This window comes from Embleya sp. NPDC020886, from assembly GCF_044333915.1.
Taxonomy (GTDB): Bacteria; Actinomycetota; Actinomycetes; order Streptomycetales; family Streptomycetaceae; genus Embleya.
The window spans coordinates 345,379-366,770 of sequence record NZ_JBIRRX010000002.1 but is presented as its reverse complement, the minus strand read 5'-3'; the positions used below and the strand labels follow the sequence as shown (position 1 = coordinate 366,770).

Annotated in this window: 11 protein-coding genes; 4 read left to right on the top strand and 7 right to left on the bottom strand. The window is 72.9% G+C overall.

Going from position 1 to position 21,392, the window contains the following annotated elements; genetic code table 11:
• Window positions 1-6 precede the first annotated feature (6 nt).
• Both ACH4U8_RS08375 and ACH4U8_RS08370 read left to right on the top strand, forming a co-directional pair.
• On the top strand, window positions 7-1,659 hold the full coding sequence (locus ACH4U8_RS08375) for an amidohydrolase (RefSeq protein ID WP_395776231.1): 1,653 nt from the start codon (window positions 7-9) through the stop codon (window positions 1,657-1,659).
• Complete coding sequence (locus ACH4U8_RS08370; protein WP_395776229.1) at window positions 1,656-2,759, top strand: C45 family autoproteolytic acyltransferase/hydolase; 1,104 nt, start codon at window positions 1,656-1,658, stop codon at window positions 2,757-2,759. Before ACH4U8_RS08375 ends, ACH4U8_RS08370 begins: the two co-directional genes overlap by 4 nt.
• A gap of 36 nt (window positions 2,760-2,795) precedes the next feature.
• Here the strand turns inward: ACH4U8_RS08370 and ACH4U8_RS08365 are convergent, their stop codons facing one another.
• From ACH4U8_RS08365 to ACH4U8_RS08355, 3 genes are all read right to left on the bottom strand, one after another.
• Complete coding sequence (locus ACH4U8_RS08365; RefSeq protein WP_395776227.1) at window positions 2,796-4,085, bottom strand: PP2C family protein-serine/threonine phosphatase; 1,290 nt, start codon at window positions 4,083-4,085, stop codon at window positions 2,796-2,798.
• Window positions 4,086-4,529: 444 nt separating this feature from the next.
• Entirely contained in the window at window positions 4,530-5,453 is a 924-nt protein-coding gene (locus ACH4U8_RS08360) for an RNA polymerase sigma-70 factor (RefSeq protein WP_360316551.1), read from the bottom strand.
• Window positions 5,454-5,612: 159 nt separating this feature from the next.
• A complete protein-coding gene (locus tag ACH4U8_RS08355) occupies window positions 5,613-6,086 on the bottom strand; it encodes a carboxymuconolactone decarboxylase family protein (RefSeq protein WP_395776225.1) in 474 nt (157 codons plus the stop codon).
• A gap of 204 nt (window positions 6,087-6,290) precedes the next feature.
• Here ACH4U8_RS08355 and ACH4U8_RS08350 point away from each other — a divergent pair, with 204 nt between their 5' ends.
• Window positions 6,291-7,262, top strand: coding sequence for an ATP-binding cassette domain-containing protein (locus ACH4U8_RS08350; protein WP_360316546.1), 972 nt, complete (start codon window positions 6,291-6,293; stop codon window positions 7,260-7,262).
• Window positions 7,263-7,269: 7 nt separating this feature from the next.
• Window positions 7,270-8,091, top strand: a complete 822-nt coding sequence (locus ACH4U8_RS08345; RefSeq protein ID WP_379989378.1) for an ABC transporter permease subunit — start codon at window positions 7,270-7,272, stop codon at window positions 8,089-8,091.
• Between the two features lie 40 nt (window positions 8,092-8,131).
• On the opposite strand, the gene ACH4U8_RS08340 is transcribed toward ACH4U8_RS08345, so the two are convergent.
• The 4 genes from ACH4U8_RS08340 to ACH4U8_RS08325 all read right to left on the bottom strand — a co-directional run bounded on the left by ACH4U8_RS08340 (window position 8,132) and on the right by ACH4U8_RS08325 (window position 21,387).
• Entirely contained in the window at window positions 8,132-8,947 is an 816-nt protein-coding gene (locus ACH4U8_RS08340) for an alpha/beta fold hydrolase (RefSeq protein WP_395776223.1), read from the bottom strand.
• A 184-nt stretch (window positions 8,948-9,131) separates the two neighbouring features.
• Entirely contained in the window at window positions 9,132-10,292 is a 1,161-nt protein-coding gene (locus ACH4U8_RS08335) for a phosphatidylglycerol lysyltransferase domain-containing protein (RefSeq protein ID WP_395776221.1), read from the bottom strand.
• 248 nt (window positions 10,293-10,540) lie between these two features.
• On the bottom strand, window positions 10,541-14,683 hold the full coding sequence (locus ACH4U8_RS08330; protein WP_395776219.1) for a beta-ketoacyl synthase N-terminal-like domain-containing protein: 4,143 nt from the start codon (window positions 14,681-14,683) through the stop codon (window positions 10,541-10,543).
• 5 nt (window positions 14,684-14,688) lie between these two features.
• On the bottom strand, window positions 14,689-21,387 hold the full coding sequence (locus ACH4U8_RS08325) for an SDR family NAD(P)-dependent oxidoreductase (RefSeq protein ID WP_395776217.1): 6,699 nt from the start codon (window positions 21,385-21,387) through the stop codon (window positions 14,689-14,691).
• Window positions 21,388-21,392 lie beyond the last annotated feature (5 nt).

The following is a 21,392-nucleotide window of genomic DNA, read 5'->3' as shown; positions in this document are numbered from 1 at the left end:
CGACCCGTGCACGCCGACGTCATTGTGCTCGCCCGACACGTCGAACACCTCCGCACCGACGCCGATCCGAAGGCGGACGCCGACCCGGACCCGCGCGCGAACGCCGTGGCGATCCGGGCCGGCCGCATCCTCGCCGTCGGCGACACCGGCACCGTCGCCGCACTGCGCGGCCCCGCCACCGTCGTGCACGAGTTCCCGAACGCCACCATCCTGCCCGGCCTGGTCGACGTGCACGCCCACCCCGTGTGGGGATCCATCTCGATCGGCGGCGGTGTCGACCTGTCCGGCGCCCACACCCTCGACCGGGTCTGCGAACTCCTCGCCGCGGCCGTCGCCACGCATCCGCACGACGCGTGGATCACCGGATACGACCTCGACGTCAACGCCTTCCCCGGCGAGCCGAACGGCGCGGTGCTCGGGGAACGCCTCCCCGGCCGCGCCGTCTCGCTGATGACCCGCGACGCGCACGCGCTCGTGGTGAGCCCGCGCGTCGTGGAACTCGTCGGCCTCACCGGCCACGAGACGTTCACCGACGCCTCCTCGATCGAGGTCGGCCCCGACGGCCGCCCCACCGGATACGTGGTCGAACTCCAGGCGATGGACCTGGTGTTCGCGCACTACCCCGACGTGCCCGTGGACACCGCCGCCGAGTACGTCGGCCGCGAACTCGAACGCCTGGCCCGGGGCGGCCTCACCGGCCTGCACGCCCTGGACTTCGCCGACCCCTCGGAAGCCGTCTATCGACACCTGGAAGAACACGGCGACCTGCCGGTACGCATCCGCTGCTCCCCCCTGGTGGCCGCCGACTCCGGCCCGGACGCCTGGCAACATGTGGTCGGGCTGCAGGGCCTGCACGGCCGGCGCTGGCATGTCGAGGGAGTGAAGTTCATGCTCGACGGAACCGCGGACAACGGCACGGCCTGGTTCGAACACCCGGACACCCACGGCGAGAACTGCGAACCGCTGTGGCGCGACGTGGACGCCTACCGGGCCGCGATGCGGTTCTTCGTCGAGCACGGCATCCCCACCGCCACCCACGCGATCGGCGACCGGGCGGTGCGCTTCGCGCTGGACGTCATCGAGGAGATCGGACCGGTCCCCCGAGCCCCGCACCGCATCGAACACGTCGAGTCCATCCCCGACGACCTGCTCGGCCGGTTCGTCGAACTCGACGTGGTGGCAAGCCTGCAACCCGCGCACGGCACCCGACACACCCGCGGCGACGGCACCGACAACTGGTCGCGGCGGATCGGCCCGGACCGCGCCGCGCACGGCTGGCGCACCCGCGACCTGGTGGACCACCGCGCCGTCGTGGCACTGGGCTCCGACTGGCCGATCGGCCCGGGCGACCCGCGGGTGGGCCTGGCCGACTGCCAACTGCGCCGCCCGGTCGAGGAACCGGAGACCAGGCCCGTACAGCCGGAGCAGGCGCTCACCGCTCGTGAGGCGTACACCGGCATGACGCTCGCCGCCGCCCACGCCAGCGGCGCTCGCGATCGACTCGGCCGGATCGCCCCGGGTTACCTCGCCGACCTCACCGTGCTGGCCGCGAACCCGCTCGACCTCACTCCCGAGGCCCAGGCCGACAATCCCGTACTCGCCACCGTCGTCGACGGCGACGTACTCCTGCACACCGACCTCGCCGAGGAGCGCCCGTGACCGTCGCAACCGACCCCCGCCCCGGACCGCGCCCGCATGTCACGGTCGCCGACACCGACCCGCGCAACCGCGGCATCGCCCGCGGGCAGGCCCTGCGCGCGGGCATCCACGGCGCGATCGAGATCTACGACCGGCTGTTCGCCCTCGGCGGCATCGGTGCCACCCGGGTGCGCGACGACGCCGAGCGTGCCCTCGACGCGATCGACGCATTCCGCCCCGGCGTTCGCGCCGAGATCGAGGGCGTCGCGCACGGCGCACACGTGCCGCCGTGGCGCGTCGCGGCCCTGAACGCACGCACCGAGATCCTCGCCCGCAGCACGACGGTGCCCCCGGGCGAATGCACCACGCTGGTGCGCCGGTTGGGCTCCGCCGACTCCCCCGCCGCCCGCACCTTCGGCATCCAGACCTGGGACTGGCACGTCGAACTCGCCGACCACTGGCACACGTTCGCCTCGCGCGGCGGCAGGCACCACGTGGTCGGCCTGACCGAACACGGCATCCTCGCCAAGATCGGCATCAACAGCGCCGGCCTGGCCCTGCACTTCAACATCCTCGGGCACGTCCGCGACGGCGTCGGCGGCATCCCCATGCACGTACTCGCGGCGATCGTCCTCGAAGAGGCCGCCGACGTCGCCGAGGCACGCGAGATCGTCCGCAGCGCGCCGATCGCCTCCTCGGGATCGTTCGCGCTCTTCGACCCGGACCGGGCGGTGCTCCTGGACCTGAGTCCCGCCGGCGTCTTCCCGATCGAACCGGACGACGGCGTGCTGTTGCGCACCAACCACTTCCTCACCCCGATCCCCGCGGCGAACGAGAAGACCTGGCTCTACCAACCCGACTCGATCGAACGCCACGACTTCGTCCGCGCCCGGCTCACCCGGCAGGGCGCGCCGAACACGCCCGACGAACTGGTGGGCCACCTGATCACCGGTGCCGGCGAACCGCCCGTGACCTGCGTCCCCGACCCGGACATGCCGCTCGGCCAACGCTGGGCCACGCTGGCCACCGTCGTCCTCGAACCCGCCGGCCGCACCGCGCGCGTCCTCGACGGCACACCCGCCGACGCCGCTTCCCGGACCTGGCGCACGCTCACGGCGTGACGTCCCCTCGCCCGGGGCGCCCGCGGGCGTCCCGGGTCAGCGGGGGCGCATGCGGGCGGCGAGCATCGCGATGTCGTCCTCGCCCGTCTGGGGAGCCAAGCCGAGCAGGACCGCGTCGAGGAGGTCCTCCAGGGCGCCGGCCGTGGGTGGGCGCAGGGCCGCGAGACCGGCGAGCGAATCGTCGATGTCCCGGTCCCGGCGCTCGACCAGGCCATCGGTGTACAGCAGCAGGGTCTCGTCGGGCAGCAGCGCACGGGTGGCCTGTTCGTAGCCGCCGACACCGGTGCCCAGGGGCGGGCCGGTGGGGATCTCGACGAGTTCGACGGGCCGGCCGGCGGCGATCAGCGCCGGGGGCAGGTGGCCGGCACTGGAGAACGTCCAGCGCCGGCGCCCGGGGTCGGCCAGCGCGAGCAGGCACGTGGCGGGGCGGGCCGACTTCTTCTCGTCGATCAGTGCGTCGAGTCGGCGCAGGATCCGGTGCGGGGGCAGGTCCATCGCCGCGACCTGGCGCAGCGTGGAGCGGTAGTTGCTCATGTCGACGGCGGCCTCGATGCCGTGTCCCATCACGTCGCCCATCACCAGGAGGGTGCGGCCGAAGGACAGCCGTACCACCTCGTACCAGTCGCCGCCGACCACCGAGGTGCTTCCGGACGGCAGATAGCAAAAGGCCACGTCGAGGTTGGGGTGGGGTGCACCGGGTTCGGTCAGGAGTGCCCGCTGCAGCTCCACCGCGATGCCCTGGGCCTGCGTGTAGCGGCGCGCGTTGTCGATGGCGACCGCGGCGCGGGCGGCCAGGTCCTGCACGAGGCGGATCACCTCGTCGGTGAAGTCGTGGGCGGATTCCGGGGCTCGGGCGAGCAGCAGGACGCCGACGATGCGGCCGTGCGCCATCAGCGGGACGGCGAGGGTGGTGTCGATGCCGGCGGCGCGCAGCGCGGTCGCGGTATCGGCAGGGTCGTTCGACGCGGGGCCGGCGGGCCCGGGCGTCGTCACCGGCACGCGGGTGTGCAGGCTTTGTCCGACCGCGGACTCCGCCCCGTGTCGTACGGACGCGCCGGGCGGGGCGAGCGAGGGGAGCCGGGTACGCAGGCCCGGGACGCAGGCCAGGGCGGCTCGACGCAGCCGTGCCCGGCCGGGCGGGAGCACGTCGGCGGGCCCGGCGGCATCGGGCGGGACGAGGTCGACGATGGCCAGGTCGGCCATCGCGGATACCACGAACTCGGCCAGTTCGGCGCAGGTGGTGTCGATGTCCAGGGTGCTGCCGATCCGCGTCGTGGCGGCGTCCAACAGGGCCAGACGGCGGTGGGCCGGGTCGGCTTCGGTCACGACGGCGACGATACCGCCGGCACGGCCTCGGATGTCGACCAGCCATCGACGCAAGCGGACAAAATGGGGCATGCGACCCATCGTATGCCGACCCGTTCCGGCCGATCGGCCACCGCCGATCCAGCGGGCCCGGTCGACACACCCGGCCCGATGAAGGCGGCGGCAGGGCATCGCGACCCCGGCAACGGCAACGGTCGGCTCGGACCGGGAAGATCGTCGCGCGCCGGGGCCGAACCTCTGCGTCGGCAGTGCGGTGACGCTCCCGGTCGGAGCCGAGGCACCGCACCACCGTTGCCTCACGCCCCTTCCCGACGCACCGCGCGAACTACCGCCCGGAGCTGCCGCCTTCCCCGATCGCGAGGGCGAACTCGCACACGCCGAGCGCCCTTTCACTCCCCCGCCGCCCCACGACTCACCCACGGGCGGCGGTGTCGGTGGCCGCGCTCAGGTCGTGGCGCGACGGGCCTGCCGCACCTCGTGGTGGACCGCCCAGGCGTCGCCGAGCGGGCCGAGGTGGCCGAGTTTGTCGGGGTTGCTCACCCCGCGGATGGTCCGGATCCGCCCGTCGACCACCTCGACGACCATCGTCTGCAGGATCCCGCCGTCCCGGTCCCGGATGATCACGCCCGGTTCGCCGTTGAGCTCCGCCGGCTCGAACCGTACGTCGACCCGAAGCAGCCACGGACCGAACAGCCCCAGCAGCCGGGCCACCTTCTCCGCGCCCACCACGATCCTGGCCAGTTGCGGGGCCTTGCCGCCGCCGTCCCCGACCAGTTGCACATCCGCGGCCAGCAGATTCTGCAGCCCGCCCACGTCGCCGTCCTTCAGCGCGTCGAAGAACCGCGTCGCCAGCTCCCGCCGTTCCCCGCGGTCCGCCTCGAACCGCGGCCGCCCGGCCTGCATGTGCCGCCGGGCCCGCACCAACAGTTGCCGACAGGCCGCCTCGGAACGCCCCACCGCCGCGGCGACGTCCTCGAACCCGAAGGCGAAGACCTCCCGCAGGACGAACACCGCCCGCTCCAGCGGACTGAGCCGTTCCAGCAACACCAACGCCGCCATCGACACCGAGTCGGCCAGCTCCAGCGAGCGCGCCGGGTCCTGGTACGGATCGTTCAGCAGCGGCTCGGGAAACCACGGACCGACGTACTCCTCCCGCCGCACCCGCGCGGAGCGCAACACGTCGATCGAGATCCGGGTCACCACCGCCGACAGGAAAGCCTTGGTCGACGTGGGCCGGGTCGCCGAACCGTCGAAGCGCAGCCAGGTCTCCTGCACCGCGTCCTCGGCCTCACCCACGCTGCCCAGGATCCGGTAGGCGATCGAGAACAGCAGCGGACGCAGTTCCTCGAAGTCCTCGACCTTGCTCACGCCGACTCCTCTTCTTCCCCACCGCCGTGCGACCCGTCGTACCTGCCGACGCGGGCGGTTTCCATGATCGACCGCGCCGTCGGCAGGTCACGGTAGCGCCCCCGACCCGGGGCCGAGGCATCGCTCCCGGCCCCGGGACTCGTGCTCCGCCCCGCGCTTTCAGTGCATCTGTCCGGGCTGGTAGTCGCCGGCCGGCTGCCGGGTGATGATGTTCATCCGGTTCGCCAGGTTCATGAACGAGATCAGCAACACCAGCGCGACGAGCTGCTCCTCGTCGTAGTGCTTGGCGGCGCTCGCCCACACGTCGTCGCCGACACCGCCGGCCGCGTCCGCGACCCGGGTCCCCTCTTCGGCCAGCTCCAGTGCGGCCCGCTCGGCCTCGGTGAACACCGTCGCCTCCCGCCACGCCGCCACCAGGTTCAGCCGCAGCGCGGTTTCCCCGGCCGCGGTGGCGTCCTTGGTGTGCATGTCGATGCAGACGGCGCAGCCGTTGATCTGGCTCACCCGCAGCGACACCAACTCCAGTGTCGCGGCCGGCAGCGCCGAGTCCTTCATCGCCTTGCCCGCCGTCATCAGGTGCTTGAAGACCTTGCTGTCGGTCGCCCCGGCGAAGAAGTTCAGTCGCGCGTCCATGGTGTGCTCCCTCGTGGTCGTTCGCTGCCTACACACCCTGAGACGAGGCGACCCGTTCCCCTGTGACACGGCCGAATGTGACCTGCGTCTCCCACCGACGGCGCACCCGAGGTCGGCGTGTTCACCCGTCTCCCCGGTGGGGATGCGGGCGGGGACGGGTCGGGCCATCATGAAGACCGCCCGAGGAGAAGGCGGCATATATCCATGATTGTTGCGGAAAACCTCACCAAGAAATACGGCACGAAGACGGCTGTGGACGACATCAGCTTCGAGGTTCACCCCGGACGGGTCACCGGGTTCCTCGGCCCCAACGGTGCGGGAAAGTCCACCACCATGCGGATGATCCTGGGCCTGGACCGGCCCACCGCCGGCCGGGTGACGGTGGACGGTCGGGCCTACCGGCACCTGGTCGCGCCGATGCTGGAGGTCGGGGCGCTGATCGACGCCAAGGCCCTGCACGGCGGCCGAACCGCCCGGGACCACCTGGTGGTACTGGCCAAGTCGAACGGCATTCCGCTGTCCCGCGTGAACGAGGTGCTGGACACGGTCGGCCTCGCCTCCGTCGCCCGGAAACGCTCCGGCGGCTTTTCCCTGGGCATGGGTCAGCGCCTGGGCATCGCCGGCGCGCTGCTCGGCGACCCCCGGGTGCTGCTCTTCGACGAGCCCGTGAACGGGCTCGACCCCGAGGGGATCCTGTGGATCCGGAACCTGATGAAGCGCCTGGCGAGCGAGGGCCGCACGGTCTTCGTCTCCTCGCACCTGATGAACGAGATGGCCGTCACCGCCGACCATCTCCTGGTCATCGGGCGCGGCCGGATCCTGGCCGACACGGGCGTGGCGCAGTTCATCACGGAGAACTCGATCAGCCACGTGAAGGTGCGCTCGCCGCAGGCGGACCGGCTCGCCGAGCTCGCGAGGGCCGCGGGCTGGGAGGTGACCCGGGACCCGGCGGGTGCGCTGCTGGTCCAGGACGTGAGCACCGACCAGGTCGGTGACCTGGCCGGGCACAACGGGCTGTTCCTGCACGAGTTGGCGAAGGTCGAGGCTTCGCTGGAGGAGGCGTTCATGCGGCTCACCGCCGACAGCGTCGAGTACCACACCGGCGGCGCGCCCCGGGAGGCCGACCCGGCCGTCCCGGGTTGGGGTCCGCCGACCACCGCCGACCGGATCGGATGAGGCTGCCATGACGACGACCGTGCCCACCGCGCCCACCGCGGCCAAGCACCCACCGCGGCTGACCTTCGGCCGGATCCTGGACTCCGAGTGGGCCAAGATCACGACCGTGCGCTCGACCCTGTGGACGCTGCTCGCCCTGTTCGCGGTGAGCGTCCTGATCAGTTGGGGCATCGCCGCCCTGGCGGCGGGCGAGGTGGCCAAGGACGTGGCCGCGGGAAAGAAGAACGACGCCCCCGATCTGCTCACCGTGGGCGTCGCGTTCGGCCAGATCGCCGCGCTGGTGCTCGGGGTGATGTCGATGACGGCCGAGTACTCGACCGGCATGATCCGCACCAGTCTGACCGCGGTGCCCTGGCGTGCCTCGATGCTCGCCGCCAAGGCGTTGGTCCTGGCCCTGGTCCTGTTCGTGGTCGGGGCGGTCACCGGGTTCTGCTGCTACTTCCTGGCCAACCTGATGCTGGAGGCCAAGGACATCGGGGTCGACATCGGCGATCCCGGCGTGGTTCGGGCGCTGATCGGCACGGGTCTGTATCTGGCCGTGCTGGGCCTGTTCGGGATGGCGCTGGGCGTGCTGCTGCGGCATACCGCCGGCGCGATCACCCTGGGCATCGCGCTGATCTTCGTGGTCGGCGGCGTGGTGGGCCTGATCCCCGGCAAGACCGGCGACTGGATCGCCAAGCTGATGCCCGCCAACGCCGGCAGTCAGGTGATGTCGGTCCGGGCCGGGGACAAGATGTTGCAACCGTGGCCGGGCTTCGCGGTCTTCGTGGCCGAGACCCTGCTCCTGCTGCTCCTGGGCACGCTGTTGTTGGAGAAGCGCGACGCGTGATCGCCGCGACCGCGACCGGTCCGCCGACCGCGCGTTCCGCTCAGGACACGTCGGCCAGGAAGCCGGTCACGGTCGCGACGTACTGTTCGGGGTGCGTCGAGTGCGGGACGTGCCCGGCTCCGGTGAGCGTGGCGACCCGCGCGTGGGCGATCGCGTCGGCGAGCCTGTCGATGATCCCGGGAAACCACGGCGGACTCGCGGTGCCGTGACTCAGCAGCACCGGGGCGGTGAGGTCGGAGATCGCGGCGAGGTCGATCGACGCCCAGCGCGGATCGTTCTGCTCGTCCAGGAACGTGGCGGCGTTGCCGATGAAGGTCTCGCGTACCGGATCGGGCAACCGTTCCCACATCCCGGGTCCGAGCGCGACCTCCTCGACGAACCGGTACGCCGCGCCTCGGTCGTCGCCCGCGCGCAGGCTCTCCACCACCGCGTCGATCCGACCCTGCGTCTCGCGGATCAGCGGTGCGAGTTGCGGATCGCCCGCCACGATGTCGAGCAGCGGCGGCTCGTGCGCGACGAGACTGCGGAACAACTCGGGCCGGCGGGCGGCCGACCCCAGCGCCGTGGAGGCGCCGAAGGAGTTCCCGACCACGTGCGCGGGCGCCGGGTCGAGCCACTCCAGCAGCGCCGCCAGGTCGTCCTCGTCCTGGACGCGCGAGCCCGGACCGGCCGGGCCGGTGCTGCGGCCGTGGCCCCGGCGGTCGTAGGTCACCACGCGGTAGGACTCGGCCAGCGCGGGAACGACCGGGCGCCACCCGTTGTGGTCGGTCCAGGAGCCGTGCACCAGCACGAGCGGCACACCGTCGCCCTCGACTTCGTAGTACAGGTCGGCGCCATTCACCCGGGCGTGCGGCATGCCGATTCTCCTCGCTCGATGCACCGATTTCACGTACCACCATCGACGAACCTCCGGCGGGGACACGGCATTCCCGTGCACCGACACCTTCCGCCGGGTTGCCCGCCTCCGTCGACGGGGCCGAGCGGGACCGGTGGTCCGGCCCGGCGCCGGCCGGCTCCGGCGGAGGTGGCGAGCCCGGGAGTCACACCACCCGGGTGGCTCGTAGCAGGCGCCATACCGCTGCCGGCCGGACCCGGTCCTGGAAGGCCAGGTACTCGGGTTCGCTCACGTGTGGGGCCCACTTGAGCTTGAACGCCTCCTGCGTGCGCGCCGGGTAGAGCCCACGCTTGGTCCCCTGTCGGATCGCCCACCCGAGCAGCGCGGACGCACCGGGCACCTCGTGCTCGTCGGCCAGCCCGACGAACGGCGCCAGGCCGAGATGCAGCCAGCCCGCGCCCTCCTCGGTGAAGCGGTTCAACGCCGTGAGGGTGATCAGTTCGTGGGTGCCGACGGGGGCCTGCGGGCGGCGGCGGGACAGGTCGCACAACCACCCGGGGCGACTTCCCCAGGCCGGCGCGTAGGTGATGTAGGCGACGATCTCGTCGCGGTGTCGGGCCAGGAACGTGCGGCGCAGCGGCCCGCCGATGCCGCCGTGTTCGCCGACCATGAAGGACAGTTGCCGTACCAGGCGCCCCTTGTCCCGGAGCCACTCGCGGTCGATCTGCTCCAGGGTGCGTCGATCGGGCAGCGCCTCGGCGCCCACCTCCGTGACGGTGACGCCCTCGCGTCGGGCCCGGGAGACGTTCTGCCGGACCTTGGCGAGGGGTTTGCCGCGCAGTGTGAAACGGGACAGGTCGACGCCGTAGGAGACCCCGAGCTGGTTGACCGCGAAGCCGCGATCGGCGTAGAGCGCGATGTCGTGCGACCGAAGCTGGACCGCCGTCAGTGCCTTGCGTCGGCCGGGGCCGCTGCCGAGCATGTGCAGGTACTCGTCCAGCAGGGCGCCTCGTTGCCCGGGCGCCGCGAAGGGGCCGCCGAACTGGATGTGCTGCCGCCGTCCCGGCAGATGGGCGACCAGGCCCGGGACGCCGCTCCCGTAGTAGTGCCGCGTCCGGGTGTTGACCGCCAGGAAGGCGCTCGGATGGTCGGCGTGGGCGCGCAGCACCTCGATCGGGTTCCGCTCGCTCGACTCCGCCGCGGCGGCCCGCCTCGCCTCCTCCGGGCGACCGTCGGTCCGGGGTCGATGCTCGCCGGTCGCGCCGCCCTGCTCCGGCAGCACACCGCTGCGGCCGTCGCTGTCCGTACCGTTTTCCCGGCGCCGGTCGATCCGGACGGAAGACGGCTCTTCTGTGCCGAAGGTCATGGCTTTCCTAAGCTGAGGCGGTCATTTCGCAAGGACAAACGAGCCGTTCGGACGTGCTGACACGCCCTCGCTCCGAAATCGCCGGGAGTTTCACTCGATTCGGAGTTCGTCGAGGTCGCACCGGTCACGGCGGATCGTGGTGGGTGGCCGAGGACGGGGCGATCGGGCGAACACGCGTCGAGCCCGACGCCGGTGGGCGGGATCCCTGGGGAATCCCGCCCACCGCCGTCGATCGTGCCCGGGTACCGCTACGGGCGATTCTCGACCGTGATCGCGTCGCCGTCCGAGTGCACCACGAGTTGGTGCCGGGTGTCCGGACGGTCGGACAACCAGGCGACCCGGTTCGCCACGTCCACCACGACCCGGGCCGGGTGTTCGCCGTGGGCTCGGGCCACGTGCTCACGCATCGCGACCTCCTCCGCGTGCAGCCGGGCCGGGGCCCCGGCCGGCAGGCCGTAGACGTAGGCCAGCCCGCCGGTCGGCCAGTCGGCCTGTTCCAGGACGGCCCGGTCCAGCCGGCTGGCCTCGCCGACCACCTGGGACAGGCTCATCTTCGGTGCGGCTCGGCGCTCCAGGAGGAACGCCCGCCGATCCGCGCCGGATTGCAGTTCCAGCACGCTCGGCGGCGAGACCATGCTGACGTTGCGGAACGCGGCACACAGCCGGTCCCCCGCCAGGACCTGGAAGTCGACGAACAACAGATCGCCCTCGGCTCCGGCCGGACGCGCCTCCACCCGCAGTTGCCCCTCGGTGGGGAACGGGGCGAAGAGGTCCATCCGGACCAGGCCGTGTGGATAGGGCACCACGTTGGGCCCGACCTGGGGGTAGGGCAGCCAGAACACCCGGTCGGCGATGATGTGCGTCGCCGCGTCGAGCAACCCCGGATGGGTGAAGGTACCGGGCACGGAGCCCCGTCGCGCGTCCAGGATTCCGACCGCACCGGCGCTGCCGTAGCCGACCTCGGTGAGGTAGCGGAAGGCCGGGCCGTGCGGCAGGCGGTTGGTCAGGTACGGCAGTTCGGCCTGCCGGGCGTCCGTGAGCGGCGGCAACGGAGCGGGCGTGTCGGGTCGGTCGAACGTGATCGTCGCCTCGGCGACGAGTTCGAACCGGGACAACGCCTCGTTCCGGGCCGGCCGCCACATCAGCAGGCTGACGTGCACGTCCCGACCACGATCGGGCAACGGCTCGACCCGGGTGAGCAGTTTGGTCGGACTGACCACCGGGATCCAGCGCTGGAGGCGCAACTCCCGCAGGCCGGTGGCCTGTAGACCGGTGTAGGTACTGGCCGCCCGGAACAGGTGGTCCACCGTGCACATCATCGGCAACACCGGCAACGTCCAGGTGGGACAGTGGTCCAGCACCCACGGATCGCCGTCCGGGCTGACCACGAACTCGTGCTCGGCCGGGCCGGGTTGCGGCGTCGGGATCGGCGCGACGACCTCGGTGACCGGTGCGGCCGGTGCGGCCGGTTCGACCGGTGCCGCCGGCAGGATCGGGCCGCCCGGCCCGCCTTGCCCGACCTGCGGGCTCGGCACCGGCGCGGTGTCGGCCGGACCCGCCGGCTCCGCCACGAGTGTGTGCGTCTCGGCCCGCTGCGGCTGTTGGAACAGGCCGGCGACGTCGAGCAACGCCCGGGTCGCCTGCCGCTGCACCTCCAGGAACAGCAGGTGGTTCTCATGCCGGGTGTTCAGGAACTGTAGGTGCGATCTGCCCACGACTCGCTGGTGGGCGCTGAGCGCGGTCGGTACGAGGGTGTCCTCGACCGGTACCGGCACGTCGATCGGGGCCGGCGCCGCCACCGGAGCCGGAGCCGGGACCGGCGCCCGGGTCGCCACCGGCGCGGGCACCGCGATCTCGGCCGCCGGCACCGCGCGGGCCGCGGGCAGCGCCACGAGTTCCCGCGTCGGTCGCGCGTCCTGGAGCCGAAGCACCGTCCGGAGATCGAAGAAGGCGATGCTGGACAACCGCCGCGCGGGCGTCTGTCCGGCGGCCCGGCGGCCCAGGGTCGCCGAGCCCGTCGCGGCCGGAGCCGTATCCCCCGCGGTCAACAGGAGTTCGGCCGCCGACGCCCCGAGCGGGGAGACGGTCACCTTCGCCGTGGCCAACTCCGGCCGCGGCAGTGCCCGGGCGCCCACGACCGGCACGCTGCGGTGGTACAGCGCCACGGTCGCACACGCGACGCCGAGCAGGCCGGCGGCGCAGTGCGGGCGACCGAACAGACCGGCCGGATCCAGTTCGGCCGGCGCGTTCGACGACGACGGTTCGAGGTCGCCGACCACCAGGTCGACGGCGGTCGGCGCCGGGCCGGCGGCCCGGTCCTCGGCCTGCGGGTCGATCAGGGCGAGGATGGGATCGCCGTCCCGGCGGGCGTGGTCGAGGCGCTTCAGCGCCAGCACCACGGCCGCGTTGCCCTCGGCTCCGGGGAGTCCGAGGTCGCGTACCACCGCTCGGTGCACCACGGTGGAGGCGAGGTCGACCGCGCCCACCAGCGCCGCGTCGCTCGCCCCGCTGCCGATCGCGTCGACCGCCAGGTCGAGCGCGCGGATGCCGGAAGCCTCCTCCGCACAGACCGCGACGCTGGCGTCGGTCAGCCGCAGTTGCGCACTGATCCGGTTGGCGGCGATGTTGCCCAGGCCCCCGAGGGACCACGGCGGGCAGTTCAACGGGTCGGCGACGCGGTCCTCGGAGGACGCCTCCGCCGCCGCCGACCGGCGGGCCTCCAGCGTGGTGCGGTTGTGCCAGACGGAGAACTCGGCGTGCACGGTCGCGCTGCCGACGCCGACGAGCACCATGGTGCGCTCGTCGGGCAGTGTCACCGCGCGGGCGGCATCGCGGGCGGCCTCCAGGACCAACAGGTGTTCGCCGGAGGTCTGCAGCATGTCGTTGGGCGGCATCCGCAGGCCGTCCACCCGCAGTTCGACCGTACGCGGTGGCCGCAACCTGGGCTCACCGCCCAGCAGGGCCTCGACGAAGTCGCCGGTGGTGTCGCCGTCGCCGACGCGGGCGCCGAGGCCGACGATCGCCACCTGGTGCCGCCGCCGTCCGGCGGGGCCGGGCACGGCCACACCGGGGAAGGAGGTGGCCGCCCGGTCGGCGGTGTTCCAGGCGTCCACGACCAGGTGGGCGTTGACCCCGCCGAAGCCGAAGCCGCTGACCGCGGCGCGCCGCAGCCCCCGCCACTCCTCCGGCCGGGCCAGCGGCCGCAGCGGTGTGCCGCGCATCGCCTCGTTGGCCTCGTCGGCACCCACCGTCGGCGGCAGCGTGCCGTGTTCCATCGCGCCCAGCACCTTGAGCAGGGCGGCGCCGGACGCGGCGGTGAGCGGATGGCCCAGGTTGCCCTTGACCGAACCGATCGGCAGATCCGTGCGTTCGCCGAAGATCCGGGCCGCGCAGCCCAGTTCCACGGTGTCCCCGACGGCGGTGCCGGTGGCGTGGCATTCCAGCAAGGACACCGTCTTGGGGTCGATCCCCGCGGCCTGGTAGGCCAGGCTCATCGCGCGTTGTTGCTGACCTCCGTCCGGGACGAGCATGCCGCCCCGGCCGCCGTCGTTGGTCGCGCCGATGCCGCGGATCACGCCCAGTACGGGCACGTCCGCGCTCAACGCGTCCTCCAACCGCATCAGCGCGACCATCGCGGTCCCCTCGGCGGGGACCAGGCCGTCGGCCTCCCGGTGGAAGGGCCGCGAGCGGGCGCTGGGGCTCAATGCCCCCAGCCGGCCCATGCCGTGGCTGATGATCTCGGGCGCGCCGCCGTTGAGCGCCCCGGCGACCATCAGGTCCGCCTGCCGGAAATGCAGCTTCCGGCAGGCGAGTTCGATCGCGTACAACACCGAGGCGCAGGCCGCTTCCAGGACCACCGCGCCCGCGCCCAGGGCGAAGGCGCGGGCCACGAGCTGTGCCGGGAGCCCGAAGCAGAACCGGCTCATCGGGATCGGCGCGTGCCGGCCGTGCCGGGGCCAACCGGCCCCGACCTCGGCAGGCTGGGAGCGCAGCCAGACGTCCTCGGCGTAGGCGACCATCGACGTGGTCGGACAGGAGATGTTGCCCAGCACCAGGCCGGTGCGTCGGTGCAGGCCGAGCCGATCGACCTCGGCGAGCGCCTGCCGGGTCGCGTGCACGACCCAGCGCACGGTCGGGTCGAGGCCGTTGAGCTGCTCGGCGTCGATGGCCAGGCCGGACGGGTCGAAGCGCTCCTCGAACCCGGTGACGTGGCCGAATACGGTGCTCGCGGGGTCGGCCCCGCTCCACTGCGGCCCGGCGGTCGGGCGGTCGATGGAGAACGGGGTCAGCCGGACCGCGCCGGAGACCACGGTGTCCCACAGTTCGGCGGGATTGTGTGCCCCGGGCAGGACGCAGCCGCGTCCCACGATGGCGATGGCGGGGAATTCCATGCCCCTCACGCGTCCGTCGAGATCAGCGCGGCGGCTCGGTTGGAGGTGGACAGGTCCGGCCGGTAGACCATCTCGACGCCGCGGAGTACGGCCAGGACCCGCTCCGCGCCGTCCTGTTCGACGGTGAGCCAGATGTCGCACATCGCGTTGTCGGTGCCCTGCACGACGCTGTGCACGGTGCACTTCACCGGCCCCTCCACGGCACCGGTCGACAACACGAGCACCTCACGGATGCCCATCGGCAGCGACTGCACGCTGGCCGAGGACAGCACCCACAGGCAGGCCATCTGGAGCGCGCCGTCCATCACCGCGGGGTCGGTCTGCCAGGTGTCCTGCGGCCAGTCGAGCTTTCGTACTCCGACCAGGTCCGAGGCCGCTCCGGTGGAACTCAGCCCGGTGATCGTGTGGATGGCGTGAAAGCGCGGGCCGTGGAAGAGCATCGCCCCGTCGTAGACGGCGCTGCCCGGGTGTACCTCGAAGCTCTCGTCGGCGGGTTCCGCGGTCGGGGCGGTCGGCACCGCTCCCTCGCCCGGACCCGCGAGGGCCGCGTAGTGCAGGGCGCCGTCGAGGCTCTTGAGTTCCAGGCGCAGCGGCGCGTCGGCGTGGCCGCCGTCGGGGCGCACATGCACCCGGAGGCGGGTCTCCTCCGTCCCGAATCTGTCCAGCGCGATGGTGCGCAGCACGCGCAGGTCGCGCACCAGGACCGAACCGTGGTCGGGCAGCGCGGTCCGGGCCGCTCGGGCGAACCACTCCAGGACCAGTGCCACCGGCACCACGGGGCGTCCGGCGATGGTGTGGTCGACCAGGTAGGGGTGGGTGTCGGCGCCGACGACGATGTCCGTGACGTTCGTGGCGTCGCCCGCGTCGCCGGCGGGGCCGGCCGTGCCGGCGGCGATCGAGACGCAGGCCGGGCCCGGCTGTTCGAGTTCGGTCATGAACGCCTTGACGCCGGCGGTCTCTTCGAGGAGCGGTACGCCGAGTCGGCGGAAGTGTTCGGCGTGGGCGGGGGAAACCATGCCGGCGGCCCAGGGGCCCCAGGCCACGGCCTTGACCATGGATCCGGGACGGTGTGCCGCCTCGGTCGCGGTGATCTGCTCCATCGCCTGGTTGGCCGCCGCGTAGTCGCATTGCCCTGCGGTGCCCAGTCGCGCGCTGACCGAGGAGAAGGCGCACACCAGGCGCACCGGGTCGGCGGCGGTCAGTTCGAGCAGGGTGCGGAATCCGCGCACCTTCGTGTCGTAGACGGCGGTGAACTGGGCCTGGGTCTTGGCCGAGATGTTGCTGTCGGCGATCACCCCGGCGGCGTGGATGATGCCGGTGATCGGGCCCCAGTCGCGGCGTACCTCGGCCAGCGCGTCGAAGACCCGCTCACGGTCGGTCGCGTCGGCGGTGACGTATCGGGTCTCCGCGCCGGCCACGGCCAACTGCTCCAGGGTGCCGCGGATCTCGCGGGAGGCGAGTACTCGGCCGGAGGCGTGCGCGAGTTCGGCCAGGGTCGGGGTCGCGCCGGTGCGCTCGTCGCGACGGCTGCCCAGGATCTGCCGGATGGCGCTCTCGTCCGCGGCGCCGCGCAGCTCGTCGTCCTCGTCCACGGGGCGGGTGCGGCCCAGGAGCAGGAACTTGGGCCGGTGGGTGCGGGCCAGGGCCAGCAGGCAGGACGCGGTGATGCCGCGGGCCCCGCCGGTGACCACGACCACGGGGTCGGCCCCGAGGTCGAGCGCTCGCGGTGCCGCGACCGGTTCGGTGGTGCCGCGCAGGAGTGCGCGCGAGCCGTCCGCCGCGAGCGCGACGTCGGTGGTGTCGTCGCCGTGCAGGAGCTCGGTGGCGATGGCCTGGGCGATGTCCTGCGGGGCGCGCGCGGCCCGGTCGATGTCGATCGTCTTGATCGAGGCGTGCGCCCACTCGTTCGCGGCGGTGCGGGCGAGCGCGGCGATGCCCGCGCAGCCTTCCCGGCCGCGGTTGCCGGAGGTGCCGAACGCGCCGCCGGTGTCCTGGACGACGACCAGGACGCCGCCTCGGCGGTCCATCGCCTCGGCGATGGTGTGCAGGGTCGTGAAGACCTCGCGGGTGGGGGCGTCCGGGTCCTGCTCCGGGTCGATCTCGCGCAGGCCGGCGAGGGCGATCACGGCGGTGGAGTCGGCGGTGACCCGGTCCGCGACGGTGGCCTTGATGCCTTCGCGGCGCAGGGTCTCCGCGAGGCATTCGGCGACGCCGGTGCCGTCGTCGGTGATCAGCAGCGGTTGTTCGCGCAGGCCCTTGAGCGGGGCGCCGGTGGCGGGCTCGACGGGTACCAGGGCGGTGCCGGTGCGCAGCACCGTGAACTGCGGTGCCACGTGCTTGGCCTGCGCGGGGATCTGCTCCTGCGTCCGGACCACCGGCGCGGCGGGGGCGACGGCCGGGGCCGGCGCGGGGGCGCCCTGGGGGGTGCGCATCGAGGTGATCTTGTCCGCGATGGCGGCGATGGTGCGCAACCGGGCCAGATCGGCCGGGTCCACATTGGCCTCACCCGGGAAGTGATCGCGCAGACGGGTCAGGATCTGCACCCGCTTGATCGAGTCGACCCCCAGGTCCACCTCCAGGTCCATCTCCGGCGTGAGCATCTCCACCGGATAACCCGTCAACTCCGCCACGATCGCCAACGCCACCTCGGCGCCGCTCTCCTGAGCCGCAGCGGGAGCCGGAGCCGGGACGAGGGCCTGCGTGGGGGCCGGCACGGCGGCGCCGTCGGGGGTGCGCATCGAGGTGATCTTCTCGGCGATGGCGGCGATGGTGCGCAACCGGGCCAGATCGGCCGGGTCCACATTGGCCTCACCCGGGAAGTGGTCCCGCAGACGGGTCAGGATCTGCACCCGCTTGATCGAGTCGACCCCCAGGTCCACCTCCAGGTCCATCTCCGGCGTGAGCATCTCCACCGGATAACCCGTCAACTCCGCCACGATCGCCAACGCCACCTCGGCGCCGCTCTCCTGAGCCGGAACGGGAGCCGGAGCGGGAGCCGGAACCGGAACGGGAGCCGGCGCGGCGGCGAGGGCGGGGGCCACGGCCGGTGCCGGGATCTGCGCGAGCGTCGGCGACGCCTGGAGGCTGTGCGGCGCCGCGGGCATGGGCGGGCGGGCCTGGGCGACCGGGGTCGCCTGGTACTGCGTGACCGGGGCCGGCTGGTACTCGGTGACCGGGGTCGGCTGATACTGCGTCACCGGGGCCGGTTGGTATTGCGTCACCGCGGGCGGCGCGGGGCTGATCTCCCGGGTGGTTCGCGGCTGGCCCTCCAACACGCGTGGGCTCGGCGCGAGTTGCGCGGTCGGCTCGACGGCGACCGGCATCTCGACGGGAGCGGGCGCGGCCGCGGCTCGGGGCTCGGCTCCGGGCCGCCAGGCCATCAGCGCGTCGAGCGAGGTCTTGGCCAGGTCCAGATAGGACGCGTGGCCGGCCGAGGTGGTGGTCTGGTACGCGTTGTGTGCGTCGCCCGCCTGTCGCTGCACCTCCAGGAAGGCGTGCAACCAGGCGCCGGACGCGGTCACCGGCGTCCAGGTGGACCCGGAGGAGGTGACGTCGTGCGCCGGCGACTGCGCGAGCGGTGCCTCGTGGGTCCGCATCGGCACGGCGGGGGCCGCCTGTACCGGAACGGGCGCCGGCACGGGCGCGGCCATCGGCGCGGGAGCGGGCGCGGGTGCCGGTGCGGGCTGGGCGAACTGTGCCACCGCGGCGGCCGGGGCCGGCGCGGGCGGAGCGGCTTGGACGCGGGCGGGCGGCGCCGCCTGGGTCACGGCGAGCGCCGGTGCCGGCGGGAGCGCCGCGGCGACCGGCGGGGCCGGGGTCGGGGCGGCCGGCACGAACCCGGTGCCCGGCTCGCGCATGGCGGGGGCGGCGGGGGTGCTCTCGCGGTGGCCCACGTCGGGGTTCGGACCGGAGATGGGGATGGTCATACCCGTCCTTGTCGATGATGGCGAAGGAGTGCTCGAGGTGAACGAGGCCCACAGCGGGGCGAAGTCCAGGGGGCGTCCGGCGACGGCCAGCGCGCCCAGGACGCGGTGCAGTGCGGTGAGTCCGGAGCCCCGGGTGTGGTCGGCGCTCAGCGCGACGTGGGGCCGGTCCGCGAGGATCCTGCCGACCAGGCCGGTGAGTACCGTGCCCGGTCCGGCCTCGACGAACGTGCGGACGCCGTCCTGGTACATGGCCAGGATCATTTCGGCGAACCGCACGGAGGAGGTGACGTGATCGTGCAGCACGGTGCGGATCTCGGGCGCCGTGCCGGGGTACGGCTTGGCATCCGCGTTGCCGTACACGGGCAGCTTCGGCGCCGCGAACTCGTGCTGTTCCAGCGTGGGGCGCCATCCGGTGGTCGCGGACTGCAACAGCGGGCTGTGGAAGGCGCAGGAGACGGCGAGCCGTTGCGTGGTGAGCTGTTGCTCGGCCGCGCGCTTCTCCACCTTGACGATCGCGGATTCCGCGCCCGAGACGACGTGTTGCGTCGGGGAGTTGTAGTTGGCGACCCAGGCTCGGCGGATGCCGCGGACCAGGTCGTCGGCTTCCTTGGCGGTGGCGGTGACGGCGAGCATCGCACCGGACACCTTGCTCGCGTCGCGCAGGAGTTCGCCGCGCGCGCGGGCCAGGGCCATCAGGGTGTCGTCGTCGTAGACGCCGGCCGCGTGCAGCGCGGCGAGTTCGCCGAAGCTGTGGCCCGCCACGCAGTCGGGCTCGAAGCCGACCGCTCCCAGGATCGAACCGATCATCAACGCGTGGGCGGCGAGCGCCGGTTGCGCGCACTCGGTGGCCTTGAGCCGTTCGGTCTGCGCGCGTTCCTGCGCCTGGTCCACGACCGGCGGCGGGAAGACGGTGCGGTACAGGGGGTATCCGTCGACCTCGAAGCCGGCCAGCCGGTCCCACGCGGCGAGCGCGTGCGGCTGGTGCAGCACGACGTCCGACCCCATGTCGGGGTATTGGCTGCCCTGTCCCGGGAACAGCAGCGCGATCTTGTCGGCCGCGGCGGGGCCGCAGGCGTAGCGCACGCCGGTGGGCGTGTGGAACGCGGTCTGCGGTTCGGCCGAGATCCGCTCCCGGGCGTCGGCCGCCTGGGTCCGCAGGTCGTCCTCGTCGCGCACGACCAGGCACAACCGGTGGGCCGCCGCCGCGTCGAAGGCGAGTTGGGTCCGGCGCGCCAGGTCGGCCGGCGGCGCGGTGTCGGCGCTCAGCGCGTCCAGTGCGGTGACCAGTGCGGGGCCGGACTCGGCGCTCAACAGCACCAGTTCGCTCGGCGCGCTGCGGGTGTACTCCCGGCCCGCCGCGGCGGGTTCGGCCGTGCGGTGCTCCTCCAGCGTGACGTGGAAGTTGGTACCGCCGAACCCGAAGCTGGATACCGAGGCCCGGCGCGGGTGGTCGGTGTCGCGGATCCAGGGCCGGGTCCGGGTGCTCAGGTAGAAGGGACCCTTTTCCAGTTCCAGGGCGGGGTCGGTCCGGTCCGCCTTGAGGGTGGGCGGCAGGATCTTGTGGTGCAGGGCGAGGGCGGCCTTGGCCAGGCCGACGGCGCCCGCGGCGGTGCGGGTGTGGCCGATCTGCGACTTCACCGAACCGAGCGCGCAGCGGGCGATGTCGGCGGGGTCGCCCGAGCCGAACACCTCTTGCAGGGCCGTCACTTCGGCGGTGTCGCCGGCCTTGGTGCCGGTGCCGTGCGCCTCGATCAGTTCCACCGTGGCGTGGCTGTAGCCCGCGCTGGCGTAGGCCCGGCGCAACGCGCGGACCTGGCCGGCGACGGCGGGGGCGTAGATCGAGGAGCCGCGTCCGTCGGAGGAGGTGCCGACACCGCGAATGACCGCGTAGATGCGGTCGCCGTCCCGCTCGGCGTCGGCCAGGCGCTTGAGCATCACCATGGCCACCGCCTCACCCAGGAGGGTGCCGTCGGCGTCGGCGGAGAAGGGGCGGCACTCGCCCGACGGGGACAGCGCCGGGGTCTTGCTGAAGCAGGTGAAGCCGAACGCGTCGCACAGCGGGTCCACGCCACCGGTGATCATCATGTCGGCGCGGCCGAGCGTGAGTTCGTCGATGGCCGCGCTCATCGCGGACAACGAGCTGGCGCAGGCCGCGTCGGTGGTGTAGTTGCTGCCGTGCAGGTCGAAGTGCCTTGCCACGCGGCCGGCGATGACGTTGGTGAGCATGCCCGGGAAGGAGCTTTCCTTCCACACCGGATACGAGGCGGCGATGGCGTCGCACAGCTCGTCGGCCTTGGGCTCGGCCACTCCGCGCGCGAGCATGACCCGGCGCCAGGTGGGCCGTTGGGACCGGAACGACATGCGAAAGGCCAGCTCGGTGGGGCTGGCTCCCAGGATGATGCCGGTGCGTTCGCGCAGCGTCTCGGACGGGCCCTGGTCGCCGCAGGCGTCCCGGAGCACGTGTTCGGCCGCGATCAGGCTCAGCAGTTGCGCCGTGTCGGTGGCGTCGATGGTGGACGGCGGGGTGCCGAAGGCCAGCGGGTCGAAGGCCACCGGCGACATGAACGCGCCGCGCTTGCCGTAGGTCTTGTCGGGGGCGGTGGGGTCGCTCGAATAGTGATCGCTCACGAGCCAGTGGGTTTCCGGCACGTCTCGGATGAGGTCACGGGCGTTGACCACGTCGCGCCAGAACCCGCCGACGTCCGAGGAACCGGGCAGCAGGGTGCTCAGACCGACGACGGCGATGGGCGGTTGGGAGGGACGGGAGCTCTCGGGCACGGGAC

What these genes read in the sequence shown, in the direction of transcription:
- ACH4U8_RS08355 (WP_395776225.1), bottom strand. Translation starts at nt 6,086, where the DNA reads ATGGACGCGCGACTGAACTTCTTCGCCGGGGCGACCGACAGCAAGGTC.
- ACH4U8_RS08350 (WP_360316546.1), top strand. Translation starts at nt 6,291, where the DNA reads ATGATTGTTGCGGAAAACCTCACCAAGAAATACGGCACGAAGACGGCT.
- ACH4U8_RS08345 (WP_379989378.1), top strand. Translation starts at nt 7,270, where the DNA reads ATGACGACGACCGTGCCCACCGCGCCCACCGCGGCCAAGCACCCACCG.
- ACH4U8_RS08340 (WP_395776223.1), bottom strand. Translation starts at nt 8,947, where the DNA reads ATGCCGCACGCCCGGGTGAATGGCGCCGACCTGTACTACGAAGTCGAG.
- ACH4U8_RS08335 (WP_395776221.1), bottom strand. Translation starts at nt 10,292, where the DNA reads ATGACCTTCGGCACAGAAGAGCCGTCTTCCGTCCGGATCGACCGGCGC.
- ACH4U8_RS08330 (WP_395776219.1), bottom strand. Translation starts at nt 14,683, where the DNA reads ATGGAATTCCCCGCCATCGCCATCGTGGGACGCGGCTGCGTCCTGCCC.